Here is a 25083-nt window from a genome sequence, read left to right as displayed (position 1 = left end):
GCCGAACTCCCCGGTCAGAAGCCGAGCTTGCGCAGCTGCTTGGGGTCGCGCTGCCAGTCCTTGGCCACCTTGACGTGCAGGTCCAGGTAGACCGGCGTGCCGAGCAGCGCCTCGATGTGCTTGCGGGCGGTGGTGCCGACGTGCTTGAGCCGGGAGCCCTTGGCGCCGATCACGATCGCCTTCTGGCTCTGCCGCTCGATGTAGACGTTGGCGTGGATGTCCAGCAGCGGACGGTCCGCCGGGCGGCCCTCGCGCGGCAGCATCTCCTCGACCACGACGGCGAGCGAGTGCGGCAGTTCGTCCCGCACGCCCTCCAGGGCGGCCTCGCGGATCAGCTCGGCGACCATGATCTGCTCGGGCTCGTCGGTGAGGTCGCCCTCCGGGTAGAGCTGGTCGCCCTCGGGCAGCAGCTTGGTGAGGAGGTCGGCGACCAGGTCGACCTGCTGGTCGCCGACCGCCGAGACCGGGATGATCTCGGCCCACTCGAAGCCCAGCTCGATGCCGAGCTGGTGGATGGCGATCAGCTGCTCGGCCAGGCGCTTGGAGTCGACCAGGTCGGTCTTGGTGACGATGGCGACCTTGGGGGTCTTCTTGATCCCGGCGATCTCCTTGGCGATGAACTTGTCGCCGGGGCCGAGCTTCTGGTCGGCGGGCAGGCAGAAGCCGATCACGTCGACCTCGGCCCAGGTGGTGCGGACCAGGTCGTTGAGGCGCTCGCCGAGCAGGGTGCGGGGCTTGTGCAGGCCGGGGGTGTCGACCAGCACGAGCTGGGCGTCCGGGCGGTGCACGATGCCGCGCACGGTGTGGCGGGTGGTCTGCGGGCGGTCGGAGGTGATCGCGACCTTCGTCCCCACCAGGGCGTTGGTCAGGGTCGACTTGCCCGCGTTGGGACGGCCGACGAAGCACGCGAACCCGGAGCGGTACGAGGAGGAAGGGGCATTCATGCGCCCCATTCTCCCTGATCACCGGAGCCCCGCCGTCCGGGGCCGGTCCGTCCGGGGCGCTCAGCCCTTGCCGCCGCCCCGTCCGACCAGCGAGAACACCACCAGCAGCAGCAGGAAGGCGAGTGAACCCCAGAGCCAGTAGACCGTGCCGGTCTCCTGCCACTTGCCCATGCCCATCACGAACAGCACCAGCCCGGCGACGAACGCCAACGCCCCCATGCCCCAGCCCCTCACCGAGTCCACCCCTCCGGTGAGATTATCTGCTGAATGCAGGGGGCGCGGTCTCCCCGCACCGGCCCCGAGGGGGCCGCCGGGGGCCGCTCAGCGGGCCTCGGCCACCACCCGCAGCGTCCCGTCCGGCCCGGCCAGCAGCACCGGCGTACCGGCCCCGCCCAGGTCCCGCACGGCCGCCAGATCGGCCTCGGCGGGCTGCTCGGCCTCGCTCACCACGGCGGCCGCCTCCAGCGACTTCGCACCGCTGGCCACCGCCATCGCCACCGCCGTCCGCAGCGCGCTCAGCCGCAGCGACTCCAGCGCGACCGTCCCGGCCACGTAGGTGCGGCCGGTCTCGTCACGCACCGCGGCCCCCTCGGCCACGCCGTTGCGGGCGCGGGCCGAGCGGGCCAGGGTGATGATCTTCTTGTCTTCGGGGTCGAGTTCGACGATGTCACTCATGCCGCCGAGCATAGGCGGCACCCTCCCGGCGCCCTCGGTCAACCCGGCCCCCTCGCGCAACCCGGCCCCTCCGTCAACCCGGCTCAGTGGCCCACCGGGTGGGTGCGGCCGGGGTTCGGGTTGAGCACCTTGACGAAGGTCTTCGCGGCGCCGGACGGCAGCGGCTCCTCGTGCGAGGCCCGCTCGCGCCAGAACGGGTTGTCGTGCGGCAGGTGGCTGCTCACCCGGCCGTACATCCCGAAGGTGGTCACGACGATCCCGAAGACGAACGCGAACAGCACGTTCGACATCCGGAAGTTGAGGATGTTCGCGTCCGGCCGGCCGAGCACCGTCAGCCCGTAGAAGCCGGACAGGACGAACAGCACGCCGATCACCATGTTGAGGTTGGACGCGAAGTTCCCGCCGATCACCGCTCCGACCAGCAGGACCGCACCCGCCACGATGGACAGGATGCTCAGCGCCCCGTTGGTCGACAGCCCGGCGATCCGGTCACCGTGGGTGGCCAGGAAGCCGGGGTGGTCGGCCAGCCCCAGGATCCCGAACACGATCAGGAAGATCCCCCCGAGCCCCGCCCCGACCCGCCACACCAGGGCGAGCCGTCGATCGACGGTCGGCAGTTCGTCTTGCAGCTTCATGGCGACCTCCAGAGCCCGGCCGTCGCCGCGGGGCACGGCCGGGAGGCACGGCTAGCTGTAGGGATGGCTCCCCTGCATGTGGGGCGTCTCGTGCATGTAGAGCGAGCCGCACTGCTGGCAGCAGCGCAGCCCGGTGCCCCATTCCTGCTCGGGCCGCGTCTCGGCGTCGTCGGGCATGCTCCGGCCGCAGAGCGCGGTCGACGGGTCCTCGTCCCGCACCACGTGCCAGGACTTGACTCCGCCGGCCGCCCCCTGCGGGCCGTACTCCGCGCGAAGTTTGTGCGTCATGCCCTCCATGGTCGCGCGGCGACCGCCCACCCGCTACTCGCCCGCGGCCCGCACCGTTTCCGACCGGCGCACCGGCGAGGCGACCATCGAACCGATCCGGTTGCGGCGCCCGGCCGAGGACTCCGCGGTCAGCAGGATGCCGGTCAGGCCGTCTGCGGCCGGCTCGGGCAGCGGGATCTCGCAGGCCGACCCGGGGATCGGCACCCGGCCCAGGTGCTTGGCCAGCAGGCCGCCGACGGTCTCGACGTCCTCGTCCTCCAGCTCGATCCCGAACAGCTCGCCCAGGTCCTCCACCAGCAGCCGGGCGGTGATCCGGTACGAGCCGTCGCCGAGGTCCTCGACCGGCGCGATCTCCCGGTCGTACTCGTCGGTGATCTCGCCGACGATCTCCTCCAGGACGTCCTCGATGGTGACCAGGCCCGCCGTGCCGCCGTACTCGTCGATCACGATCGCGACGTGCGAGCGGCGCTGCTGCATCTCCCGCAGCAGGTCGCCGGCCGGCTTGGAGTCCGGGACGAACACGGCCGGGCGCATCACCGCGCCGACCTCCTCGGCCTCCGCCTCCCGGTTGATGTGGGTGCGGCGCACCAGGTCCTTGAGGTAGACGATGCCGACCACGTCGTCCTCGTTGTCGCCGACCACCGGGATCCGCGAGAAGCCCGAGCGCAGCGCCAGGGTGAGCGCCTGCCGGACGGTCTTGTGCCGCTCGATCATCACCAGGTCGGTGCGCGGCACCATCACCTCGCGCACGATGGTGTCGCCCAGTTCGAAGACCGAGTGCACCATCCGGCGCTCCTCGTCCTCGATCAGGTCGTCCTTCTCGGCGAGGTCGACCAGCGCCCGCAGCTCCGCCTCGGAGGCGAACGGCCCCTCCCGGTACCCCTTCCCCGGGGTCAGCGCGTTGCCCAGCAGGATCAGCAGCCGCGGGATCGGGCCGAGCACCGCGGCCAGCGGCAGCAGCACGAAGGAGGCCGCGGTCGCGGTGGAGATCGGGTGCTGGCGCCCGATCGTGCGCGGCGAGACGCCCACCGCGACGAAGGACACCAGCACCATCACGCCGAAGGCCAACAGCACGGCCTGCCAGGTCGGGTGGATGTTGCGCACGCACACCGCGGTGACCAGCACCGCGGCCGCCATCTCGCTGGCCACCCGGATCAGGGTGGCCAGGTTGAGGTAGCGGAACGGGTCGGAGGCGACGGCCAGTAGCCGCGCGGAGCCGCGCCGGCCGTTGCGCACGGCCTCCTCCGCCCGGAACCGGGAGACCCGGGAGATGCCCGCCTCGGCGCACGCGGCCAACCAGCCCAGGACGACCAGGGCCACGGCACCGAGGATGAAGCTCGTACTCTCACCGCTCACAGGAGTTCGGGCCCCGCGCTCAGTGGGTGGTGGGGGCCGGGGAGATGCCGCCGAGGCCCCGGCCCGCCCGCCAGTCGTCCAGGATCCGCTTCTGGAGGGCGAACATCTCTTCCTCCTCCTCCGGCTCCTCGTGGTCGTAGCCGAGGACGTGCAGCACGCCGTGGACGGTGAGCAGCTGGAGCTCCTCGTCCATCGAGTGCTTGGAGGGGGCCGCCTTGCCCTGCTGCTCGGCGACCTCGGGGCAGAGCACGATGTCGCCGAGCAGGCCCTGCGGCAGCTCCTCGCCCTCCTTGCCCGGACGCAGCTCGTCCATCGGGAACGACATCACGTCGGTCGGTCCGGGCAGGTCCATCCACTGGATGTGCAGCTCCTCCATCGCCGCACCGTCCACCAGGATCACGGACAGTTCGGACTGCGGGTGGATCCGCATCTTGTCCAGGGCGAAGCGGGCGACGTCGAGGATGGCTTCCTCATCGGCGTCCCAACCGGACTCGTTGGCGATGTCGATCGACATGACGGGCTGTGTGCTCAGCTTTCGGTGCGATGGGACTGTCGGGGTGCGCGCGCCGCGGCGGTCTTTCCGGGGCGCCGCTGGGCGGGCTTGCGGGCGGCCGGGGAGTTCTCCTCGGCCTCCTGCCGCGCGTCCCAGCGTTCGTAGGCGTCCACGATCCGGCCGACCAGCTTGTGGCGGACCACGTCGGTGCTGGTGAGGACGGAGAAGTGGATGTCCGGGACGCCGGCCAGGATCTCCTGGACGACCTTGAGCCCGCTGCGGGTGCCGCCCGGGAGGTCGATCTGGCTGGTGTCGCCGGTGACCACCACCCGGGAGTTGAACCCGAGGCGGGTGAGGAACATCTTCATCTGCTCGGGCGAGGTGTTCTGGGCCTCGTCCAGGATGATGAAGGCGTCGTTGAGGGTGCGGCCGCGCATGTACGCGAGCGGCGCGACCTCGATGGTGCCGGCCGCCATCAGGCGCGGGATGGAGTCCGGGTCCATCATGTCGTGCAGCGCGTCGTACAGCGGGCGCAGGTACGGGTCGATCTTCTCGTAGAGGGTGCCGGGCAGGAAGCCCAGCCGCTCGCCCGCCTCGACCGCCGGGCGGGTCAGGATGATCCGGTTGACCTCCTTGGCCTGGAGGGCCTGGACGGCCTTGGCCATCGCCAGGTAGGTCTTGCCGGTGCCGGCCGGGCCGAGGCCGAAGACGATCGTGTGCTTGTCGATCGCGTCGACGTAGCGCTGCTGGTTGAGCGTCTTGGGGCGGATCGTGCGGCCGCGGTTGGACAGGATGTTCGCGGTGAACACCTGGGACGGCGCCGGGCTGTCCGGGCCCTCCTCGCGGAGCATGGCGATGGAGCGCTCCACGGAGTCCTCCGTCAGGGGCTGGCCGGTGCGCAGCACCAGCATCATCTCGTTGAAGAGCTTCTGCACGAGGGCGACCTCGGCGCGCTCCCCGGTGGCGGTCACCTCGTTGCCGCGGACGTGGATGTCGGCGGCGGGGAACCCCTGCTCGATCACGCGCAGCAGCGAGTCCGCCGTGCCGAGCAGGGTGACCATCGGATGCTTCTCGGGGATGACGATCCGGGCGCTCACCCGGCCGTCGTCGGTCGGTTCGGGGCGCGACTGTCCATCGGTACGGGTCTGCGATGTGTCACTCATGGGTCGGCGCTGGGCCTGCCTCATCCCATCCGTGGTCTCGTGTGCCGCTCGGTCTCTCCGGGGCACCAGGGTACGCCGCGAGCGTGATCGCTGCGGCGGGCGGCGGGGCCGCACCCGACGATGCTGCGGCAGATCGCGGGGCGGCGCGAGCCCTTTTCGCGGGGAGCCCGTGCGGCGTCCACCCCCGGCGCCGCGCCGTCCCCGGGTGACGGCGGGTGCTCCACGGGTGGCGGCGGACCGTTCACGGGTGGCGGCGGGCGGGGACGGGCACCCGGGCGAGGTCCTCGGCGAGCACCAGGTCCCCGTCGAAGTGCTTGCGGGCGTCGGCCAGGTGCTGGCCCAGGTCCGGGTAGCGCTGCGAGAAGTGGGTCAGCACGAGGGTCCGCGCCCCGGCCTCGGCCGCGACCTTGGCGGCCTGGCCGGCGGTGAGGTGGCCGTGGTCCTCGGCGAGGTGGGCGTCGGCGTCGGTGAAGGTCGCCTCGACCACCAACAGGTCGGCCCCCTCGGCGAGTTCGTGCACCCCCTCGCAGAGCCGGGTGTCCATCACGAAGGCGAAGCGCTGGCCCCGGCGGTGCTCGCTGACCTCGTCCAGGGTGACGGTGCGGCCGTCCACCTCGACCGCGCCCTCGTGCTGGAGCCGGCCCACGGCCGGGCCGCGCACGCCGGCCGCGGCGAGCCGCTCGGGCACCAGCCGGCGGCCGTCCGGCTCGGACAGCCGGTAGCCGAAGGACTCCACCGGGTGGTCCAGCCGGACGGCGTCCAGCGCGAAGCGGGCGCCGGGCGCGGGCAGCGGGCCGGGCTCGTCGATCGGCCGCGGCCGCAGCACGGCGGTCTCGTGGTACGCGGTGGCGTGCCGCAGCCGCTCGAAGTAGACCTCGCCGGACGCCGGGAAGTAGACGTCCACCGGGTGCGGGACCCGGTCAAGGTTGATCCGCTGGATCACCCCGGCGAGGCCCAGGCAGTGGTCGCCGTGGAAGTGGGTCACCGCGATCCGGGTGATCTGGGTGGCCGAGACCCCAGCGTGCAGCATCTGGCGCTGGGTGCCCTCGCCGGGGTCGAACAGCAGGCCCTCGCCGTCCCAGCGGAGCAGGTAGCCGTTGTGGTTGCGGTGCCGGGTGGGCACCTGGCTGGCGGTGCCGAGGACGACGAGTTCGCGCTGGGACACCTGGGATCAGACCATGCTCTCGTTCATCGGCATCCCGCCGAGCACGTGCACATGGGCGTGGAACACGGTCTGCCCGGCGCCCGCGCCGGTGTTGAAGATCAGCCGGTAGTCCTCGATGCCCTCGTCCCGCGCCACCGCGCCCGCCTCGGCCAGCAGTTCGCCGGCGACCTCGGGCTCGGCGGCGCCCAGCGCCGCGGCGTTCGGGTAGTGGACGTGCGGGATCACCAGGACGTGCACGGGGGCCTTGGGGGCGATGTCGCGGAAGGCGAGGACGCGCTCGGTCTTGCGCAGCACGGTCGCCGGGATCTCGCCCGCCACGATCTTGCAGAACACACAGTCGGACTGCGGCTCGCCAGCCATCGGAATCTCCTCGGTTCGGTCGTCGATCACGGTTGCACGGGCCGTACGGGCGCAGCCTAGCCGAGCCGCCCGAGCGCCTGCTGGTACTCCTGCAGGTGCTTCCAGCGCACCGAGCGCATGCCGATGATGTCCCCCTCCTCCAGGTCGAACTCGTCGAAGACGAACGAGAGCACCAGGACGACGAAGCCGACCAGCCAGCGCCGGGTCAGCCGCCAGGTGTTGGGGCGCATCACCCGCTTGCGGCGCACCACCCGCATCGCCAGGATCCCCTTGCCCACGCTGAACCCGACCAGCCGGGCCAGCACCACCTGGTTGAGGAACGAGACCAGCACGCAGACGCCCAGGAACGCCGCCCAGAACGGCACCACCGGCCCGCTCGCGTGCTGGACGGCGTGGCCGGCCGCGGCCGCGACGGGCTTGGTACGACCCGCCGCGACGTCGGAGGCGACGGCGGCGGCGAAGCCCGCGCCCAGCGCGAGGCCGGCGTCCAGCACCATCGCCAGGAAGCGCCGGAAGCCGCCCGCCTCCCGGGGGCACGGCGGCAGCGCGGGCTGCGGGTGGGGCTGTTGCTGCGGGTACGGGGCCTGCCCGTACGGCGGCTGCGCCTGCGGGTACGGCTGGGGCTGACCGTACGGCTGGGGCTGCGGCGGGTACGGCTGCGGGGGCTGGGCGTACGGCCCCTGGCCGTACGGGTTCGGCCCCGGGCCGCCCGGCGGGTACTGCTGCTGCGGGTACGGCTGGTTCTGCGGGTACTGCTGCTGCTGCGGGTACGGCTGTTGCTGCGGGTACTGCTGCTGTTGCGGGTACTGCGGCGGCGGATAGCCCTGCGCCATGGTGTGCTCCCCCGTGAGCCGTCGACCAGATCAAGATCGCGATCAAGAACAGCCCCGCATCCTACCCACGCCCCGGCGCGGGAGCCCGGCCGCGCCGGACACCCGCGCCCCGCAGGGCCCCGCAGCGCCCCGCGCCGGCTACGCCCAGGGCAGCGGCGGCGCCGTGCGGGCCGGGGTGGCGGCCAGGGTGTCGAGGGCGATCCGCACGGCCTCGGCCAGCTGCGGGTCCTCGCCGGCCGCCCAGTGGTGCGGGGCGAACGGCACCTCGACGTCCGGGTCGACGCCGTGGTTCTCCAGGCCCCAGCCGTAGTTCTCCATCCACATCGCGTACTTGGGCTGGGTGACCAGGGTGCCGTCGACCAGCTGGTACCGGCTGTCGATACCGATCACCCCGCCCCAGGTCCGGGTGCCGACCACCGGGCCGATGCCGAGCGCCTGGATGGCGGCGTTGACGATGTCGCCGTCCGAGCCGGACAGCTCGTTGGCGATCGCGACCACCGGCCCGCGCGGGGCGTCCATCGGGTAGGGCACCCGGCCCTCGGTGTCCCGGATCGCGTACCAGCCGATGATCCGCCGGGCCAGCTTCTCTATCACCAGCTGCGAGGTGTGGCCGCCGCGGTTCTCCCGGACGTCCACGATCAGGCCGTCCTTGGCCATCTCGGTGGAGAGGTCGCGGTGCAGCTGCGCCCAGCCGGCCGTCTGCATGTCGGGGATGTGCAGGTAGCCGAGCCGGCCGCCGGACAGCTCCCGCGTCTTCGCCCGCCGGCCGGCCACCCAGTCGTGGTAGCGCAGCGCCTCCTCGTCGGCGAGCGGGACGACCACGGGGTGGCGCCGGTCGCTGCCGTCCTTGCCGGCCACAGTCAGCTCCACCGGCTGCCCGGCGGTGCCGGCCAGCAGCGGGGCCGGGCCGGTGACCGGGTCGACCGGGCGGCCGTTGACGGCGAGCAGGGCGTCGCCCGGGCGGATCGCGGCGCCGGGCGCGGCCAGCGGCGAGCGGGCCCGGGGGTCGGAGGACTCGCCGGGCAGGATCCGGCCGATCCGCCACTGCCCGCCGTCCCGGACCAGGTCGGCGCCGAGCAGGCCCTGGCGCCGGGCGGGCTCGGTGTAGCGGCCGTACGGGACGACGTAGGCGTGCGAGGTGCCGAGTTCGCCGTGCACCTCCCAGAGCAAGTCGACCAGTTCGTCGTGCGAGCCGACCCGCTCGACCAGCGGCCGGTAGCGCTCCAGGACCCCGGCCCAGTCGACGCCGCCGAGGTCGGGGCGCCAGAAGTTGTCCCGCATCAGCCGGCCGTTCTCGGCGTACATCTGCCGCCACTCGGCGGCCGGGTCGACGGTCACCCGCAGCCGGGTGAGGTCGACGGCGGTCTCGTCGTCCTCGCCGCCGGACTTGCGGTCGGCCGGGACGATCCGCAGCTCGCCCCCGTCCAGCACGGCCAGCCGGGTGCCGTCCCCGCTGACCGAGAACCCGTCGACGCCGTGCACCAGTTGCTCGACCCGGCGCTTCCTGAGGTCGAAGCGCTCCAGCACCGGGCGGGGCCGGTCGTCGTCCAAGGAGGCGGCCTCGTCGCCGAGTTCGCCGAGCAGCGGCGCCCTGGTCCACAGCACCCCGTCCTTGGCGGCGCGCAGCGTGTGGAAACGGCCGCCCTCGACCGGGAAGGGCACGATCCGGTCGGCGATGCCGTCCAGGTCCACCCGCACGGCCGGCACCGCCCCGTCCGCGGCCTCCTCGCCGTCCGCCGTGCGGGCCTTGGGCTCGTCCTCCTCCCCGCCGGGCGCCCGCCCGGCCCGCTGCGGGCCGAACGGGGAGGGCGTCTCGGCGGCGAGCGTCACCAGGTAGGGGCGGCAGCCGTTCGGGAAGGACAGGCCGAAGGCGTGGGCGTCGTAGACCGGGTCGAAGCTGCGCACCGAGAGGAAGGCCAGGTAGCGGCCGTCGGCGGTGAAGGCGGGCGAGGTGTCCAGGAAGCGCTGCGAGGTGACCTCGCCGACGGTGCGGGTGGCCAGGTCGGCCAGCACGATCTGGCGCAGCGAGTACGGGCCCATCCGGTGCACCGGGCGCGACCACGCCAGCCAGGCCGAGTCCGGGCTGAACACCAGGCCGCCGACCTCGCCGTCGGTGCTGCGGTCCAGCTCGTGCACGGCGCCGTCGGCCAGGTCGACCACCAGCACCCGGCCGTCGTGCACACCGACCGCGGCCCGCCGGCCGTCCGGGGAGACCACCAGCGAGTTGACCCGGCCCAGTCTCCCGGCGGCCAGCCGGCGCCGCTCGGGGTCGTGCACGGCGGGGGCGTACTCCAGGGCGTCCTCGCCCTCGGCGTCGGACACCCAGAGCACGCCCTGGGCGCCGTCCTCGCCCGGCACCACCCGGGCCAGCCGGGCGCGCACGCCCGGGGTCTCGTCCAGCACCCGGGCCGGGCCCTCGCGGTGGGTCAGCCAGTGCACGCTGCCGCGCACCACCACGGCGCCGGCCCGGCCGGTGCGGTCCGGGGCGACGGACTCCAGCCAGTGCGCGGCGTGCACGGGGTGGGGGCGGCGGCGGGCCCGCGAGCCGGCCGGGCGGACGTCCAGCCGGCGCGGGGAGGCGGTCTCCAGGTCGTCCAGCAGCCACAGGTCGCCGGCCCGGTGGAAGACCACCCGGGTGCCGTCGGTGCTGGCGTTGCGGGCGTAGAAGCCGTCCGGGTCGGTGCTGTGGCGGCGCAGGTCGGAGCCGTCGGGGCGGCTGGACCACAGGTCGCCGACGCCCTCGTGGTCGGACAGGAAGGCGATCCGGCCGTCGCCGTCCCCGGCCACCCAGAGCGGGGAGTCGAGCTGCCCGGCCAGGTCCTGGTGGATCCGGACGAACCGGTCCCGCCCGATCCACAACTTGCCGGCCCGGCCGCCCCGGTAGCGCTTCCACCAGGCCGGCTCGCGGTTGTTGACGGTCACCAGCAGCACCCTCCCCCCGGCTTCGGCCGCAGGGTCCCCGACGCCCGCCGGCTCGAAGGCGAGCCCGCCGACCGGCCCGTACGGCAGCCGCACCGGCTCGCCGCCGTCCAGCGGCACCGCGTGCGCCCAGCAGCGGCGCACCCCGGACTCGCCCGCGCCGGTGGTGGCGATCGGGCGCCCGTCGGCGGTCCACCCCTGCACCCGGGTCTCGGCGTTGCCCCAGTACGTCAGCCGCCGGGACGGTCCGCCGTCCACCGGCACCACGTGCACCTCGGGGGCGCCGTCCCGGGTGGAGGTGAAGGCGAGGTGGCGCCCGTCCGGGGAGAACCTGGGGTGCTGCACCGGCAGGTGATCGGCCGTCAGCCGCCAGGCCCGGCCGCCCTCCAGCGGGGCGAGCCACAGGTCGTCCTCGGCGACGAAGGCGACCAGGTCACCGTGCAGATGGGGGTGGCGCAGATAGGCGCCCGCGGAGGTGCTCAGGGAGTCCGTCACGCCGCCAGCGTAGGCAGGTGCGGGTACGAGCCGCTCCGTTTTCCGCAGACTCCGGGCGGGCGCACGGGAGTTGCCGGTGGGGTCAGGCCCAGCGGCCGGTGCGCCCCAGCAGCAGCGCCCCGGCGGCCACCCCGGCGGTCGAGGTGCGCAGCACCGAGGGGCCCAGCCGGTACGGCTTCGCGCCGGCCTCGGCGAAGGCGGCCAGCTCCTCCGGGGAGACCCCGCCCTCCGGGCCGACCACCAGCACGATGTCCCCGCCGGCCGGCAGCGCGGCGTGCGCCAGCGGCTCGGCGCCCTCCTCGTGCAGCACCGCGGCGAGCGCGGCCCCGGCCAGCAGCGGCGCCAGCTGCCGGGTGGTCATCGGCTCGCGCACCTCGGGGAAGCGCAGCCGGCGGGACTGCTTGCCCGCCTCCCGGGCGGTGGCCCGCCACTTGGCGAGCGCCTTGGCGCCGCGCTCGCCCTTCCACTGGGTGATGCAGCGCGAGGCGGCCCAGGGGACCACCACGTCCACGCCGACCTCGGTCATGGTCTCCACGGCCAGCTCGCCGCGGTCGCCCTTGGGCAGCGCCTGGACGACCACGATCCGCGGCGCCGGCTCCGGCTCCCGCCGCACGGCCTCCACCGTGACCTCGATCGCGTCCTTGCCGAGCACCGCGGCGACGGTGCCGTCCACGCCCAGTCCCAGCCCGTCCGCCAGGGTGACCGCCTCGCCGGCCGCCAGCCGCTTCACCGCCGCCGCGTGCCGCCCCTCGGGCCCGTCGAGGCGCAGCACGGCCCCGGGTGCGGCGGCGGCGATCCGCTCGGTCTCGACGACGAAGACGGGCGCGGTCATGGCGGGGAACCTCCTGGGATGGAACGGGAACACCGAAGGGGTGCCGGGGGTCCTCCCCCGGCACCCCTTCGCGGACGACTACCGGCCGTTGAAGGCGTCCTTCAGGCGTGAGAACAGGCCCTGCTGGCCCGGCGCGAACTGGCCGGACGGCCGCTCCTCGCCGCGCAGCACGGCGAGCCGGCGCAGCAGCTCCTCCTGCTCGGGGTCGAGCTTGGTGGGCGTCTGCACCTCGACGTGCACTATCAGGTCGCCCCGGCCGCCCCCGCGCAGGTGGGTGATGCCCCGGCCGTGCAGCGGGATCGACTGGCCGGACTGGGTGCCGGGCCGGATGTCGACCTCCTCCAGCCCGTCCAGGGTCTGCAACGGCACCTGGGTGCCGAGCGAGGCCGCCGTCATCGGGATGGTGACGGTGCAGTGCAGGTCGTCCCCGCGCCGCTGGAAGACCGTGTGGGTGGTCTCGGCGATCTCGACGTACAGGTCGCCGGCCGGGCCGCCGCCGGGGCCGACCTCGCCCTCGCCGGCCAGCTGGATCCGGGTGCCGTTGTCCACGCCGGCCGGGATCTTCACGGTCAGGGTGCGGCGGGCCCGCACCCGGCCGTCGCCCGCGCACTCGGGGCACGGGGTCGGCACCACGGTGCCGAAGCCCTGGCACTGCGGGCACGGGCGGGAGGTCATGACCTGGCCCAGGAAGGAGCGGGTGACCTGGGAGACCTCGCCCTTGCCGCGGCACATGTCGCAGGTCTGGGCCGAGGTGCCGGGGGCCGCGCCCTCGCCGCTGCAGGTGGTGCAGGTGACGGCGGTGTCGACCTGGAGTTCCTTGGTGGTGCCGAAGGCGGCCTCCTCCAGGGTGATCTCCAGCCGGATCATGGCGTCCTGGCCCCGGCGGGTGCGCGAGCGCGGGCCGCGCTGGCCGGCCGCGGCGCCGAAGAAGGCGTCCATGATGTCGGAGAAGCCGAAGCCCGCCGCGCCGGCGCCGAAGCCGCCCGCGCCACCGCCGCCCGGCGACAGCGGGTCACCGCCCAGGTCGTAGACCTGGCGCTTCTGCGGGTCGGAGAGCACCTCGTAGGCGGCGTTGATCTCCTTGAACCGCTCCTGCGTCTTCGGGTCCGGGTTGACGTCCGGGTGCAGTTCGCGTGCCAGGCGCCGGAACGCCTTCTTGATCTCGTCCTGCCCCGCATCCCGTCGGACGCCGAGTACCGCGTAGTAGTCCGTGGCCACCAAATGCTCCGCTTGTTCCGCCTGTAGTAGTGCTGCGACTGGACGCCGCCGTTAGATTTCCAACGGTCGGCCGTGTGCTACGACTCGGCCAGGATCTGGCCCACGTACCGTGCCACCGCCCGCACCGCCCCCATTGTGCCCGGATAGTCCATCCGGGTCGGACCGATCACACCCAGCTTGGCCACACTCTCGTCGCCCGAACCGTAGCCGACCGAAACGACCGAGGTGGAATTCAGCCCTTCGTACGCGTTCTCCCGCCCGATCCGGACCGTCATCGCGGCGTCCGTGGTCTCACCCAGGAGGCGGAGCAGGACGACCTGCTCCTCCAGGGCCTCCAGCACCGGCTGGATGGTGAGCGGGAAGTCGTGCCCGAAGCGGGTCAGGTTGGCCGTGCCGGCCAGCATGATCCGCTCCTCGTTCTGCTCGGCGAGCGCCTCGAACAGCGTCGCCAGGACCGTACTGACGGTCGGCCGGTCGGCCGGCTCGAACGCCGCCGGGAGCTCCTCCAGGAGCCCCGGGACGTCCGGCAGCCGCTGGCCGGCCGCCCGGGTGTTGATCCGCGAGCGCAGGTCCGCCAGGACCGTCTCGCCGACCGTGCCCGGGCAGTCGACCATCCGCTGCTCGACCCGGCCGGTGTTGGTGATCAGCACCAGCATCACCTTGGCCGGGGCCAGCGCCACCAGCTCGATGTGCCGGACGGTGGAGCGGGTCAGCGAGGGGTACTGCACCACGGCGACCTGGCGGGTCAACTGGGCGAGCAGCCGCACCGTACGGGTGACCACGTCGTCCAGGTCGACGGCGCCGTCCAGGAAGTGCCGGATCGCCCGGCGCTCCGGGGAGCTCATCGGCTTGATCTCGGCGAGCTTGTCGACGAACAGCCGGTAGCCCTTGTCGGTGGGGATCCGCCCGGCGCTGGTGTGCGGCTGGTGGATGTACCCCTCCTCCTCCAGCGCCGCCATGTCGTTGCGCACCGTGGCCGGGGACACCCCGAGGTTGTGCCGCTCCACCAGGGCCTTGGAGCCGACCGGCTCCTCGGTGCCCACGTAGTCCTGGACGATCGCGCGCAGCACGGCGAGCTTGCGGTCGTCCAGCTGGCGGACCTCTCCGGCCATGGGGCACGCACCTCCGTCTTCGCACGTTGTCCGTCTGTGATGCTGCGAGCCGCTCCGGTGAGGACCCCGACCCTGGCACTCTGCACGCACGAGTGCCAAAACCGTACCTGCCAGTGTACGGCCCGGGTCGTACCGCAGGAACGGCCCGGCCGGGGTGATCCTGCCCGCAGTTCCGGACGGCCACCGCGACACTCCGCGTGCGCGGGTGGTGCCCCGGGGCCGTCCGGGTGGCAGCATCGAAAGCGACGGCGAACGGAGGAGCAAGCGATGTCGAGCTCGGGCCAGCACACCCGTTTCGCGCCCGACCGCGGCCTGACCAGCCGCATGGTCGGGACGATGTTCGTGATCGGGCTGTTGTACGTCGGTTTCACGGGCCTGCTGATCGCGCTGCTGCGCGGGGCCTGGCCGCTGATCGTGCTGATCTCCGGCGGGCTGTTCGTGGCCCAGTTCTGGTTCAGCGACAAGATCACCGAGCGGGCCATGGGCGCCCACCGGGTGACCGAGGAGCAGTACCCCCAGCTGCACGGCACCATCGACCGGCTCTGCGCCCTGGCCGACATGCCCAAGCCCCGCGTGGCGGTCGCCGACAGCGACATGCCGAACGCCTTCGCCACCGGCCGCAACCCGCAGAACGCCGTGGTGTGCGTCACCACCGGCCTGCTGCGCCGACTGGAACCCGAGGAGCTGGAGGGCGTCCTGGCGCACGAGCTGTCGCACGTCGCCCACCGGGACGTCGCCGTGATGACCATCGCCGGCTTCCTCGGCGTGCTCGCCGGGGCGATGACCCGGGTCGCCATGTACGGCGGGTTCATGGGCGGCAACCGCAACAGCAACGACCAGAACGCGGCCATCGCGGCGCTGGTCATCCCGCTGGTGTCGATCGTGGTCTACGCGATCAGCTTCCTGCTCACCCGGCTGCTGTCCCGCTACCGCGAACTGGCCGCCGACCGGGCCGCCGCCCAGCTCACCGGCCGGCCCAGCGCCCTCGCCTCGGCGCTCACCAAGGTCACCGGGCAGATCGCCGCCATCCCCACCGAGGACCTGCGCCGGGCCCAGCCCTACAACGCCTTCTACTTCGCCCCCGCGCTGAGCGCCAAGGAGACCGCCTCCCAGCTGCTCTCCACCCACCCGACGCTGGAGAAGCGGCTGGCCCAGCTGGCCAAGATCTCCGAGCAGCTCGGCCGCTGACCCCCTGGGCTCCGGCCCCGCCCGACTCCCGGAAGGACCGCCGTGGGATTCCTGGACGCCCTGTTCGGCCGCACCAAGCCCGTCAAGCCCGACCTCGACCAGCTGTTCGGCGTGCCGTCCGCCGCGCTCACCCTGGAGGCCGGGGCCGGGTTCCTCCCCACCGGGCTCGGCTCGGTCTGCTTCGCGGCCGTCGAGGGCGCCGCCTTCGTCCAGGTGGAGCAGCAGGTCCGGGCCCTGCTGGACGCCGACACCGAACGCGGCGGCGTCCCGGTGGAGGCCTCCAAGGACGGCTACGGCTACTCCTGGCTGCTCACCCGGCACGCCCCCGAGGAACTCCCGGAACTGGTCAACGACCTGCACGCGGTCAACAGCGAGCTGGAGGCGAACGGCTTCGGCCCGCAGCTGCTCTGCTCCCTGGTCGCCTTCCGCAACCCCCAGGGCCAGTCGCTGGCCCTGGTCTACCTCTACAAGCGCGGCACCTTCTACCCCTTCGCCCCGATGCCCGGCGGCGGCGAGCGGCGCAACAGCCCGCTGGAGCTCCAGGTCAACGCGATGCTGGGGAACGACCTGCGGCTGGAGAAGGACCTCAGCCGCTGGTTCCCGGTCTGGGGGGCGCCGGGCCTCTGACGCCCCGTCCGTAAAATCGCCCCATGCGCAGCCACCAGTACGGACCCGACCTCACCCCGCCGTGGAAGAAGCAGCAGCCCGCACCCGAGGTGCCGGCCGAGCGGGACCTGGTGGTCGAGGAGGCGGCCACCGGCTACTGCGGGGCGGTGGTGCGCTGCGAGCGGACCGCGGAGGGGTTCACCGTCACCCTGGAGGACCGCTTCGGCAAGCACCGGGTCTTCCCGCTGGTGCCGCGCGGCTTCCTGCTGGAGGGCGAGGTGGTCACCCTGGTGCGCCCGGCCGCCCCCGCCGCGCCCCGCACCCCCGCCCGCACCGCCTCCGGCTCCGTCGCCGTCCCCGGCGCCCGGGCCCGGGTCGCCCGCGAGTCCCGGATCTACGTCGAGGGCCGGCACGACGCCGAACTGGTCGAGCGGGTCTGGGGAGACGACCTGCGCATCGAGGGCGTCGTCGTCGAGTACCTCCAGGGCATCGACGACCTCCCCGCGATCGTCGCCGACTTCGCCCCCGGCCCCGGCCGCCGCCTCGGCGTCCTGGTCGACCACCTGCTCCCGGGGACGAAGGAGCACCGCATCGCCGCCCGGGTCACCGGCGAGTCGGTCCTGGTCGTCGGCCACCCCTACATCGACATCTGGCAGGCCGTGAAGCCCTCCTCCGTCGGCATCCCCGCCTGGCCCGCCGTCCCCCGCGGCGAGGACTGGAAGCAGGGCACCTGCCGCCGCCTCGGCTGGCCCGTGGACACCCCGGCCGCCTGGAAGCACATCCTCTCCAAGGTGAACAGCTACAAGGACCTGGAGCCCGAACTCCTGGCGAAGGTCGAGGAACTGATCGACTTCACCGCCCTGCCAGGTCAGGAGTAGGTCTGAAACTCCGAGGTGTCGAGCGTGATGCCCAGCAGGTCCACCGGAATGGGCTCGCCGAACTTGGTGGTCCGAGAGGAGACGTAGTCCGGCAACCCGGACGCGCTCGCCCGGGTCGGCTCGGTCAACAGCACGCAGACGGCCTTGATCGGGTCGACGATCAGATAGGCCGGAATCCGGCCCTCCGCGTAGAGCTCCCGCTTGGTCTGGTAGTCGCGCAGGACGCTGGTGTTCGAGACCACCTCGAGCACCAGCGTGAGGAGAGGCGAAGGGATCAGGCGACCAGGACCCTCGACCGCGTCTCGCTCATAGACGACCAGATCGGGCTGAGGTTCGCTGGTGAGCCCGGGGATGTCGATGTCCTGCGTGACCGAGCGGTGCCATCGCATCCGGGGAATCTGGTCCTGGATCGACTCGACAATCCAGTTGTGGACCCGGTCGGGCCCGGCCATCATCACGATCTCCCCCCTGATGAGCTCGGCCTTGAAACCCTCCGGGATCTCCAGATTCTCGAAGATCCCTATCACCCGGTCATCGATGGCGGTCATCCCACACTCCTCCTGACGGCTGATACCACGTTAGCGACACTCAGTCCACGAGGTCACGCACTACTGCATCCGCCAGGAGGCGGCCCTGGAGGGTGAGGGCGGCGCGGCCCCGCCGGTAGGAGTCCTCGGCGAGGAGGCCGTCGGCGAGGGCCTTGGCGGCGGCCTGGCGGCCGGCCTCGGCCAGGAGGTCGAGGGGGATGCCGTCGGCCAGGCGCAGTTCCAGCAGGATGCGCTCGACCCGGCGGTCCTCGTCGCTCAGCAGCTCGCGGCCCAGGGCCGGGGTGCGGCCCTCGGCGAGGGCCTGGGCGTAGGCGGCGGGGTGCTTGGCGTTCCACCAGCGGACGCCGCCGACGTGGCTGTGGGCGCCGGGGCCGGCTCCCCACCAGTCGGCGCCGGTCCAGTAGAGCTCGTTGTGGCGGCAGCGCCCCTCGGGGGTGGTGGCCCAGTTGGAGACCTCGTACCAGGAGTAGCCGGCCGCGCTGAGCGCCTGTTCGGCGATGAGGTAGCGGTCGGCGTGCACGTCGTCGTCGATCATCGGCAGTTCGCCGCGCTTGACCCGGGCGGCCAGCTTGGTGCCGTCCTCGACGATCAGGGAGTACGCGGAGACGTGGTCGGGCCCGGCGCCGATCGCGGCGTCCAGGGAGGCCCGCCAGTCGTCGTCGGACTCGCCGGGGGTGCCGTAGATCAGGTCGAGGTTGACGTGGTCGAAGCCGGCCGCGCGGGCCTCGGCCACGCAGGCCTCGGGGCGGCCGGGGGTGTGGTGGCGGTCGAGCAGCCGCAGGACGTGCGGGCGGGCGCTCTGCATGCCGAAGGAGATCCGGTTGTAGCCGCCCTCGCGCAGCTCGGCGAGGTACGCGGGGTCGACGGACTCGGGGTTGGCCTCGGTGGTGACCTCGGCGTCCGGGGCGAGCCCGAACTCCTCGCGCAGGGCGGCGAGCATCTTCACCAGGTCGCGGGCGGGCAGCAGGGTGGGGGTGCCGCCGCCGAGGAACACCGTCCGCACCGGGAGGTCGGTCTCGCCGAGGACGCGGCGGGCCAGCCGGATCTCGGCGACCACGTTGTCCGCGTAGGTCTCCTGCGAGGCGACGGCCCCGGAGGAGCGCAGTTCGGTGGCGGTGTAGGTGTTGAAGTCGCAGTAGCCGCAGCGGCTGGCGCAGTACGGGACGTGCAGGTAGAAGCCGAACGGCCGGTCGCCCAGCCCGGTCAGGGCGTGCGCGGGCAGGGAACCGTCGGACGGCACCGGTTCGCCGTCGGGGAGTGCGGAGGGCATGACCCCATTGTCCCGTACGACTCACCCGGACTCGTGAGCCGTACGGGAGGGGGGGCGGCTCAGGCCTCGTTGGCGCCCGCGTACATGGCGGTCACCGCGTCCGCGTAGGTCCGCTCGACCACCGGGCGCTTGATCTTGAGGCTCGGGGTGAGCTCGCCGTGCTCGATGTCGAGGTCGCGCGGCAGCAGGTGGAACTTCTTGATCGTCTGCCAGCGCTGGAGGTCGGCGTTGACCCGCTTGACGAAGCCCTCGATCAGCTGGTGCACGGCCGGGTCGGCGGCCAGCTCGGCGTAGCTCTTGCCGGCCAGGCCGCGCTCGGCGGCCCACGGCATCAGCACCGCCTCGTCCAGGCCGATCAGCGCGGTGCAGAAGTTGCGGCCGTTGCCGATCACCAGGATGTTGCTGACGAACGGGCAGACCGCCTTGAACTTGCCCTCGACCTCGCTGGGCGCCACGTACTTGCCGCCGGAGGTCTTGAACAGGTCCTTCTTGCGGTCGGTGATCCGCAGGAAGCCGTCGGGGGTGAGCTCGCCGATGTCCTCGGTGTGGAACCAGCCGTCCGGCTCCAGCACCTCGGCGGTCTTCTCCGGCAGGTTGTGGTAGCCGCGCATCACGCCGGGGCCGCGCAGCAGGATCTCGCCGTCCTCGGCGATCCGCACCTCGGTGCCGGGCAGCGGGCGGCCGACCGTGCCGATCCGGACGTCCTCCTTGCGGTTGACGCAGGAGCCGGCGCTGGTCTCGCTCAGCCCGTAGCCCTCCAGGATCGGCACCCCGGCACCGAGGAAGAAGTAGCCGATCTCGGGGGCCAGGGCGGCGCTGCCGGAGACGGCGCCGCGCAGCCGGCCGCCGAAGGCGGCCCGGATCTTCGCGTACACCAGCTTGTCGGCGAGCGCGTGCTGCAGCCGCAGGCCCAGCGGGGCGCTCCCGACGCCGGTGGCGACCCGGCTCTCCTGGACCACCCGGGCATGCTCGCGGGCGACCTTGGCGGCCCACAGGAAGATCTTGTACTTGGCGCCGCCCTCGGCCCGGGCCCGCCCGGCGATGCCGTTGTAGACCTTCTCGAAGATGCGCGGCGCCGAGGCCATGGTGGTCGGCCGGATGACCGGCAGGTTGTGGATGATCCGGTCGACCCGGCCGTCCACGGCCATCACGTGGCCGGTGGCGATCTGGCCGGAGATCAGCGTCTTGCCGAAGACGTGCGACAGCGGCAGCCACATGAACTGGACGTCGTCGGGGCCGAGCAGGCCGCTGGCCTCCTGGGCCCGGCCCTCGTAGGCCCAGCAGTCGTGCACCAGGCGCACGCCCTTGGGGCGGCCGGTGGTGCCGGAGGTGTAGATGAGGGTGGCCAGCTGCTCCTTGTCGAGCCCGGCCACGGCCTTGTCGACCGCGTCCGGGTGCTGCTCCAGGTACTCGGCGCCGCGCCGTTCGAGCTCGGCCAGGGTGAGCAGGTCCAGGCCGGCCGTGTCGAGTGCCTCCGCCCCGGGCGCCCCGGCGGGGGCGTCGAAGAGGATCACGGTGCGCAGCTCGGGCAGCTCGTCGATGTGCTCGACGGCCTTGGCCAGCTGGGCGGCGTTCTCGGCGAACATCGCCCGGGAGCCGGAGTTGGAGAGGATGAAGGCCGTCTCGTCGGCGTTGGTGCTCGGGTAGACGGTGGTGATGGCGGCGCCCGCGCACATGGCGCCCAGGTCGGCGAGGATCCACTCGACCCGGGTGGAGGAGGCCAGCGCGACCCGGTCCTCCGACTGGATGCCGAGCGCCATCAGGCCGGCGGCCACCGCCTTGACCCGGACCGCGGTCTGCGCCCAGGTGAGCGAGCGCCACTGCTCGGCGCCGGGCGCGCCGTCCGCGGCGTGCTCGTCGACCGAGGCCGGGTAGCGGTAGGCCTCGGCGTTCGGGGTCAGGGCGACCCGCTCCAGGAACAGGTGGGCGACGGAGGCGGGACGCCCGGCGACGATGTCGGCACTGCCGGAGTCGATCAGGGACTGCGCGGAACTCAACGAGGACCTCCGGGGGCGGGTGGCCGTCTGAGGGATTGTCGCGGCGTCCGTGGGGGCGTCCGCCGGGCCCCCGTTAACGTGGTCGGTACCGGTCAGTAACAAGGGCGTAGTCAGCAGCCTAGGGGGAAACCGGTCATTCCGTAAGGGGGCGGCCCCAGCTGGCACGCCCCCTCGGCGCCGGTGCCCGCCGGAGGGCGCGAACCGGGCCGCCGATGGCAAAGGCCCGGCAAACCTCCGCCGGACGGCCCCCGAATCGTCTGTACGACGCTACAGAACGACGAGAATTGGGGTGCGAACCCGACCGGCGAAGACAAGAGTGTGCCAGTGCTGATCAGACTGCTCCGGGCGTACCTGCGCCCATACTCCCGACCGATCACCCTGCTGGTGGCCCTCCAGCTGGTGTCCACCCTCGCGGCGCTCTACCTGCCCACGCTCAACGCCGACATCATCGACAAGGGCGTGGTCACGGGCGACACCGGCTACATCCTGCGCCTGGGCGCCGTGATGATCGGCGTCACCCTGCTCCAGGCGCTCTGCTCGATCGGCGCCGTCTACTACGGCGCCCGCACCGCCATGGCCTTCGGCCGCGACCTGCGGGCCGCCGTCTTCGACCGGGTGCAGAGCTTCTCCTCCCGCGAGGTCGGCCAGTTCGGCGCCCCGTCGCTGATCACCCGCACCACCAACGACGTCCAGCAGGTCCAGATGCTGGCCCTGATGAGCTTCACCCTGATGGTCGCCGCACCGATCATGTGCGTCGGCGGCATCATCATGGCGCTCAACCAGGACGTCCCGCTGTCCGGCCTGCTGCTCGCCGTCATCCCCGTGCTCGGCATCGTCGTCGTCCTGCTGGTGCGCGCCCTGCGGCCGAAGTTCCGCAGCATGCAGGTGAAGATCGACACCGTGAACCGGGTGCTGCGCGAGCAGATCACCGGCATCCGGGTCATCCGCGCCTTCGTCAAGGACGGCCACGAGCAGCAGCGCTTCGCCGACGCCAACGAGGACCTCACCCAGGTCGCCCGGCAGGTCGGCCGGCTGATGTCCGTGATGTTCCCCGCCGTCATGCTGGTCGTCAACGTCTCCAGCGTCGCCGTGCTCTGGTTCGGCGCCCACCGCATCGACAGCGGCGGCATGGAGATCGGCGGGCTCACCGCCTTCCTCTCCTACCTGATGCAGATCCTGATGAGCGTCATGATGGCCACCTTCATGTTCATGATGGTGCCGCGCGCCGAGGTCTGCGCCGAACGCGTCGAGGAGGTCCTCGGCACCTCCTCCAGCGTCGTCCCGCCCGCCGCCCCGGTCACCGAGGTGCTGCGCCGCGGCAACCTGGAGCTGCGCGACGTCGACTTCCGCTACCCCGGCGCCGAGGCCCCGGTGCTGCGCGGCATCGACCTCACCGCCCGCCCCGGCGAGACCACCGCCATCATCGGCTCCACCGGCGCCGGCAAGTCCACCCTGCTCGGCCTCGTCCCCCGGCTCTTCGACGTCACCTCCGGACAGGTCCTGCTCGACGGCACCGACGTGCGCGAGCTCTCCGCCGACACGATCGCCGACAGCGTCGGCATCGTCCCGCAGAAGCCCTACCTCTTCACCGGCACCGTCGCCAGCAACCTCCGCTACGGCCGCCCCGACGCCACCGACGAGGAGCTCTGGCACGCCCTGGAGATCGCCCAGGCCAAGGACTTCGTCGAGAAGCTGCCCGAAGGCCTGGACGCCCCCATCTCCCAGGGCGGCAGCAACGTCTCCGGCGGCCAGCGCCAGCGCCTGGCCATCGCCCGGGCCCTCGTCCGGCGGCCCGACGTCTACCTCTTCGACGACTCCTTCTCCGCGCTCGACTACGCCACCGACGCCAGGCTGCGCAAGGCCCTCGCCCGCGAGACCTCCGACGCCACCGTCCTGATCGTCGCCCAGCGCGTCTCCACCATCCGCGACGCCGACCGGATCATCGTCCTCGACGAGGGCGCCGTCGTCGGCACCGGCACCCACCGCGAACTGATGGCCGACAACCCGACGTACCGGGAGATCGTGCTCTCCCAGCTCACCGAGCAGGAGGCGGCGTGACCACCCCAGGAAAGCCCGCCGGAAAGCCGGCCGGGGCCCCCGCCGGACCGGGCGCCGGACAGCCCGCGGACAAGCTCCCCAGCGACTCCCAGGCCGCCGCCGCCCGCCGCGGACCGGCCGGACCGGGCCGCTTCATGGGCGGCCAGGGCACCGAGAAGTCCATGGACTTCAAGGGCTCCGGCAAACGCGTGCTCGGCCTGCTGCGCCCCGAACGCAACGTCCTGATCGGCGTCCTGCTGCTCGGCGTGCTCGGCATCGGCTGCGCCGTCACCGGCCCGAAGATCCTCGGCGACGCCACCGACCTGATCTTCGCCGGCGTCATCGGCGCCCGCTTCCCCGCCGGCACCTCCAAGGCCGAGGTCATCGCCGGACTGCGCGCCCACGGCGACGGCGGCGTCGCCGACCTGCTCTCCGCCGTCGACTTCACCCCCGGCCAGGGCATGGACTTCGGCGCCATCGGCTCCATCCTGCTCTGGGTGCTCGGCATCTACCTCGCCTCCGCCCTCTTCGGCATCGTCCAGGGCCGCCTGGCCACCCGGGCGATCCAGTCCGCCAGCTACCGGCTGCGCCAGGACGTCGAGGCCAAACTCGCCCGGCTGCCGCTCAGCTACTTCGACAGGCAGCCGCGCGGCGAGGTGCTCAGCCGGGTCACCAACGACATCGACAACATCGGCCAGTCGATGCAGCAGACCATGGGACAGATCGTCAACTCGCTGCTCACCGTGGTCGGTGTGCTCGCGATGATGTTCTGGATCTCCCCGATCCTCGCCGCGATCGCCCTGGTCTCCGTACCGCTCTCGGTGGTCGTCGCCGCCAAGGTCGGCAAGCGGGCCCAACCGCAGTTCGTCCAGCAGTGGAAGTCCACCGGCCAACTCAACGCCCACATCGAGGAGATGTACACCGGCCACATCCTGGTCAAGGCGTTCGGCCGGCACCGCGAGTCCGCCGAGACCTTCCGCGAGCACAACGACGCGCTGTTCCACGCCAGCTTCCGCGCCCAGTTCATCTCCGGGATCATCCAGCCCGCGATGATGCTGATCGGCAACCTGCAGTACGTGCTGGTCGCCGTGGTCGGCGGCCTGCGGGTGGCCAGCGGCTCGCTGTCCATCGGCGACGTCCAGGCCTTCATCCAGTACTCCCGGCAGTTCAGCCAGCCGCTCACCCAGGTCGCCAGCATGGCCAACCTGGTGCAGTCCGGGGTCGCCTCCGCCGAGCGCGTCTTCGAACTCCTCGACGCCCCCGAGCAGAGCCCCGAACCGGCCATGCCCGAGAAGCCCGACACCGTCCACGGCCGGGTCGCCTTCCAGGACGTGTCCTTCCGCTACGACCCCGACAAGCCGCTCATCGACGACCTCTCGCTCAAGGTCGAACCCGGCCAGACCGTCGCCATCGTCGGCCCCACCGGCGCCGGCAAGACCACCCTGGTCAACCTGCTGATGCGGTTCTACGAGGTCAGCTCCGGGCGCATCACCCTCGACGGCATCGACATCGCCGCGATGTCCCGCGAGGACCTGCGCTCCGGCATCGGCATGGTCCTCCAGGACACCTGGCTGTTCGGCGGCACCATCGCCGACAACATCGCCTACGGGGCCGGCTCCGCCACCCGCGACGAGGTCGTCGAGGCCGCCCGGGCCGCCCACGTCGACCGCTTCGTCCGCACCCTCCCGGACGGCTACGACACCGTCATCGACGACGAGGGCACCGGCGTCAGCGCCGGCGAGAAGCAGCTGATCACCATCGCCCGGGCCTTCCTCGCCCAGCCGTCCATCCTGGTCCTCGACGAGGCCACCAGCTCCGTCGACACCCGCACCGAGGTGCTCATCCAGCGGGCCATGGCCCGGCTGCGCACCGGCCGCACCAGCTTCGTCATCGCCCACCGGCTCTCCACCATCCGGGACGCCGACGTGATCCTGGTGATGGAGAACGGCTCCATCGTGGAGCAGGGCTCGCACGACGAGCTGATCGCCGCCGACGGCGCCTACGCCCGGCTCTACCAGGCGCAGTTCGCGGAGGCCGTGGCCGAGGTGGACTGACCCGTCGGCACGCCCGG

At 72.6% G+C, this 25083-nt stretch carries 23 protein-coding genes; 5 read left to right on the top strand and 18 right to left on the bottom strand.

All coding sequences use genetic code 11. From position 1 onward, the window contains the following. Positions 1–14 precede the first annotated feature (14 nt). From era to hrcA, 15 genes are all read right to left on the bottom strand, one after another. On the bottom strand, positions 15–944 hold the full coding sequence (gene era / locus ACFY2K_RS12385; RefSeq protein WP_375892474.1) for a GTPase Era: 930 nt from the start codon (positions 942–944) through the stop codon (positions 15–17). Positions 945–1004: 60 nt separating this feature from the next. Then, positions 1005–1187 (bottom strand): hypothetical protein, encoded by a 183-nt coding sequence (locus ACFY2K_RS12380; protein ID WP_360228745.1) that lies wholly within the window; start codon positions 1185–1187, stop codon positions 1005–1007. Between the two features lie 78 nt (positions 1188–1265). Next, a complete protein-coding gene (locus ACFY2K_RS12375) occupies positions 1266–1631 on the bottom strand; it encodes a cytidine deaminase (RefSeq protein WP_375892472.1) in 366 nt (121 codons plus the stop codon). A 71-nt stretch (positions 1632–1702) separates the two neighbouring features. Next, positions 1703–2254, bottom strand: coding sequence for a DUF4383 domain-containing protein (locus tag ACFY2K_RS12370; protein ID WP_380524883.1), 552 nt, complete (start codon positions 2252–2254; stop codon positions 1703–1705). Between the two features lie 51 nt (positions 2255–2305). Then, positions 2306–2542, bottom strand: a complete 237-nt coding sequence (locus ACFY2K_RS12365) for a hypothetical protein (protein ID WP_380401735.1) — start codon at positions 2540–2542, stop codon at positions 2306–2308. Between the two features lie 33 nt (positions 2543–2575). Beyond that, positions 2576–3898 carry a hemolysin family protein gene (locus ACFY2K_RS12360; protein ID WP_375892468.1) on the bottom strand — a complete coding sequence of 441 codons (1323 nt, stop codon included), beginning with the start codon at positions 3896–3898 and terminating at the stop codon, positions 2576–2578. A 19-nt stretch (positions 3899–3917) separates the two neighbouring features. Then, on the bottom strand, positions 3918–4412 hold the full coding sequence (gene ybeY, locus ACFY2K_RS12355; protein ID WP_030061268.1) for an rRNA maturation RNase YbeY: 495 nt from the start codon (positions 4410–4412) through the stop codon (positions 3918–3920). Positions 4413–4426: 14 nt separating this feature from the next. Next, the gene (locus tag ACFY2K_RS12350) at positions 4427–5554 is read right to left on the bottom strand and encodes a PhoH family protein (RefSeq protein ID WP_375892466.1); all 1128 of its coding nucleotides are present in this window, start codon (positions 5552–5554) and stop codon (positions 4427–4429) included. 241 nt (positions 5555–5795) lie between these two features. Further along, a complete protein-coding gene (locus ACFY2K_RS12345) occupies positions 5796–6719 on the bottom strand; it encodes a ribonuclease Z (RefSeq protein WP_380524882.1) in 924 nt (307 codons plus the stop codon). Positions 6720–6725: 6 nt separating this feature from the next. Beyond that, positions 6726–7079, bottom strand: coding sequence for a histidine triad nucleotide-binding protein (locus ACFY2K_RS12340; RefSeq protein ID WP_380524909.1), 354 nt, complete (start codon positions 7077–7079; stop codon positions 6726–6728). A 56-nt stretch (positions 7080–7135) separates the two neighbouring features. After that, a complete protein-coding gene (locus ACFY2K_RS12335; RefSeq protein WP_375892461.1) occupies positions 7136–7912 on the bottom strand; it encodes an RDD family protein in 777 nt (258 codons plus the stop codon). Between the two features lie 138 nt (positions 7913–8050). Continuing rightward, positions 8051–11326, bottom strand: a complete 3276-nt coding sequence (locus ACFY2K_RS12330; RefSeq protein ID WP_387711142.1) for a S41 family peptidase — start codon at positions 11324–11326, stop codon at positions 8051–8053. 82 nt (positions 11327–11408) lie between these two features. Then, positions 11409–12158: a 16S rRNA (uracil(1498)-N(3))-methyltransferase gene (locus ACFY2K_RS12325; RefSeq protein ID WP_375892458.1), complete on the bottom strand. Its 750-nt coding sequence runs from the start codon at positions 12156–12158 to the stop codon at positions 11409–11411. A 78-nt stretch (positions 12159–12236) separates the two neighbouring features. Beyond that, positions 12237–13376 carry a molecular chaperone DnaJ gene (gene dnaJ / locus ACFY2K_RS12320; RefSeq protein ID WP_188304451.1) on the bottom strand — a complete coding sequence of 380 codons (1140 nt, stop codon included), beginning with the start codon at positions 13374–13376 and terminating at the stop codon, positions 12237–12239. A gap of 77 nt (positions 13377–13453) precedes the next feature. After that, on the bottom strand, positions 13454–14488 hold the full coding sequence (hrcA, locus tag ACFY2K_RS12315; protein ID WP_375892457.1) for a heat-inducible transcriptional repressor HrcA: 1035 nt from the start codon (positions 14486–14488) through the stop codon (positions 13454–13456). Between the two features lie 267 nt (positions 14489–14755). Between hrcA and htpX the strand changes: the two genes are divergently transcribed. From htpX to ACFY2K_RS12300, 3 genes are read left to right on the top strand one after another with little or no spacing between them, the layout of a single operon-like run. Beyond that, entirely contained in the window at positions 14756–15676 is a 921-nt protein-coding gene (htpX, locus tag ACFY2K_RS12310; protein WP_375892455.1) for a zinc metalloprotease HtpX, read from the top strand. A gap of 42 nt (positions 15677–15718) precedes the next feature. After that, complete coding sequence (locus ACFY2K_RS12305; protein ID WP_380524878.1) at positions 15719–16303, top strand: hypothetical protein; 585 nt, start codon at positions 15719–15721, stop codon at positions 16301–16303. Positions 16304–16326: 23 nt separating this feature from the next. Next, positions 16327–17160: a DUF3097 domain-containing protein gene (locus ACFY2K_RS12300; RefSeq protein WP_380524877.1), complete on the top strand. Its 834-nt coding sequence runs from the start codon at positions 16327–16329 to the stop codon at positions 17158–17160. On the opposite strand, the gene ACFY2K_RS12295 is transcribed toward ACFY2K_RS12300, so the two are convergent. The 3 genes from ACFY2K_RS12295 to ACFY2K_RS12285 are packed head-to-tail and all read right to left on the bottom strand — an operon-like array spanning position 17151 to position 20975. Then, positions 17151–17708, bottom strand: a complete 558-nt coding sequence (locus tag ACFY2K_RS12295) for a Uma2 family endonuclease (RefSeq protein ID WP_375892449.1) — start codon at positions 17706–17708, stop codon at positions 17151–17153. The two genes, ACFY2K_RS12300 and ACFY2K_RS12295, sit on opposite strands and share 10 nt — an antisense overlap. A gap of 40 nt (positions 17709–17748) precedes the next feature. Further along, positions 17749–18978: a radical SAM family heme chaperone HemW gene (gene hemW, locus ACFY2K_RS12290; RefSeq protein WP_387711139.1), complete on the bottom strand. Its 1230-nt coding sequence runs from the start codon at positions 18976–18978 to the stop codon at positions 17749–17751. Positions 18979–19037: 59 nt separating this feature from the next. Next, positions 19038–20975 carry an AMP-dependent synthetase/ligase gene (locus tag ACFY2K_RS12285; protein WP_375892446.1) on the bottom strand — a complete coding sequence of 646 codons (1938 nt, stop codon included), beginning with the start codon at positions 20973–20975 and terminating at the stop codon, positions 19038–19040. A gap of 324 nt (positions 20976–21299) precedes the next feature. Here ACFY2K_RS12285 and ACFY2K_RS12280 point away from each other — a divergent pair, with 324 nt between their 5' ends. Beyond that, complete coding sequence (locus tag ACFY2K_RS12280; protein ID WP_375892444.1) at positions 21300–23033, top strand: ABC transporter ATP-binding protein; 1734 nt, start codon at positions 21300–21302, stop codon at positions 23031–23033. A gap of 134 nt (positions 23034–23167) precedes the next feature. Continuing rightward, a complete protein-coding gene (locus ACFY2K_RS12275) occupies positions 23168–25066 on the top strand; it encodes an ABC transporter ATP-binding protein (RefSeq protein ID WP_387711208.1) in 1899 nt (632 codons plus the stop codon). Positions 25067–25083 lie beyond the last annotated feature (17 nt).

This window comes from Kitasatospora sp. NPDC001309, from assembly GCF_042896295.1.
Lineage (GTDB): Bacteria > Actinomycetota > Actinomycetes > Streptomycetales > Streptomycetaceae > Kitasatospora.
Note: the sequence above shows the minus strand (reverse complement) of the source record. Positions and strands in the feature narration are given on the sequence as shown.

Excerpts from the sequence above, each read along its gene's own strand:
- era (WP_375892474.1), bottom strand. The coding sequence starts at position 944 with ATGAATGCCCCTTCCTCCTCGTACCGCTCCGGGTTCGCGTGCTTCGTC.
- ACFY2K_RS12375 (WP_375892472.1), bottom strand. The coding sequence starts at position 1,631 with ATGCTCGGCGGCATGAGTGACATCGTCGAACTCGACCCCGAAGACAAG.
- ACFY2K_RS12370 (WP_380524883.1), bottom strand. The coding sequence starts at position 2,254 with ATGAAGCTGCAAGACGAACTGCCGACCGTCGATCGACGGCTCGCCCTG.
- ACFY2K_RS12365 (WP_380401735.1), bottom strand. The coding sequence starts at position 2,542 with ATGACGCACAAACTTCGCGCGGAGTACGGCCCGCAGGGGGCGGCCGGC.
- ybeY (WP_030061268.1), bottom strand. The coding sequence starts at position 4,412 with ATGTCGATCGACATCGCCAACGAGTCCGGTTGGGACGCCGATGAGGAA.
- ACFY2K_RS12350 (WP_375892466.1), bottom strand. The coding sequence starts at position 5,554 with ATGAGTGACACATCGCAGACCCGTACCGATGGACAGTCGCGCCCCGAA.
- ACFY2K_RS12340 (WP_380524909.1), bottom strand. The coding sequence starts at position 7,079 with ATGGCTGGCGAGCCGCAGTCCGACTGTGTGTTCTGCAAGATCGTGGCG.
- ACFY2K_RS12335 (WP_375892461.1), bottom strand. The coding sequence starts at position 7,912 with ATGGCGCAGGGCTATCCGCCGCCGCAGTACCCGCAACAGCAGCAGTAC.
- ACFY2K_RS12325 (WP_375892458.1), bottom strand. The coding sequence starts at position 12,158 with ATGACCGCGCCCGTCTTCGTCGTCGAGACCGAGCGGATCGCCGCCGCC.
- hrcA (WP_375892457.1), bottom strand. The coding sequence starts at position 14,488 with ATGGCCGGAGAGGTCCGCCAGCTGGACGACCGCAAGCTCGCCGTGCTG.
- htpX (WP_375892455.1), top strand. The coding sequence starts at position 14,756 with ATGTCGAGCTCGGGCCAGCACACCCGTTTCGCGCCCGACCGCGGCCTG.
- ACFY2K_RS12300 (WP_380524877.1), top strand. The coding sequence starts at position 16,327 with ATGCGCAGCCACCAGTACGGACCCGACCTCACCCCGCCGTGGAAGAAG.
- ACFY2K_RS12295 (WP_375892449.1), bottom strand. The coding sequence starts at position 17,708 with ATGACCGCCATCGATGACCGGGTGATAGGGATCTTCGAGAATCTGGAG.
- hemW (WP_387711139.1), bottom strand. The coding sequence starts at position 18,978 with ATGCCCTCCGCACTCCCCGACGGCGAACCGGTGCCGTCCGACGGTTCC.
- ACFY2K_RS12275 (WP_387711208.1), top strand. The coding sequence starts at position 23,168 with ATGGGCGGCCAGGGCACCGAGAAGTCCATGGACTTCAAGGGCTCCGGC.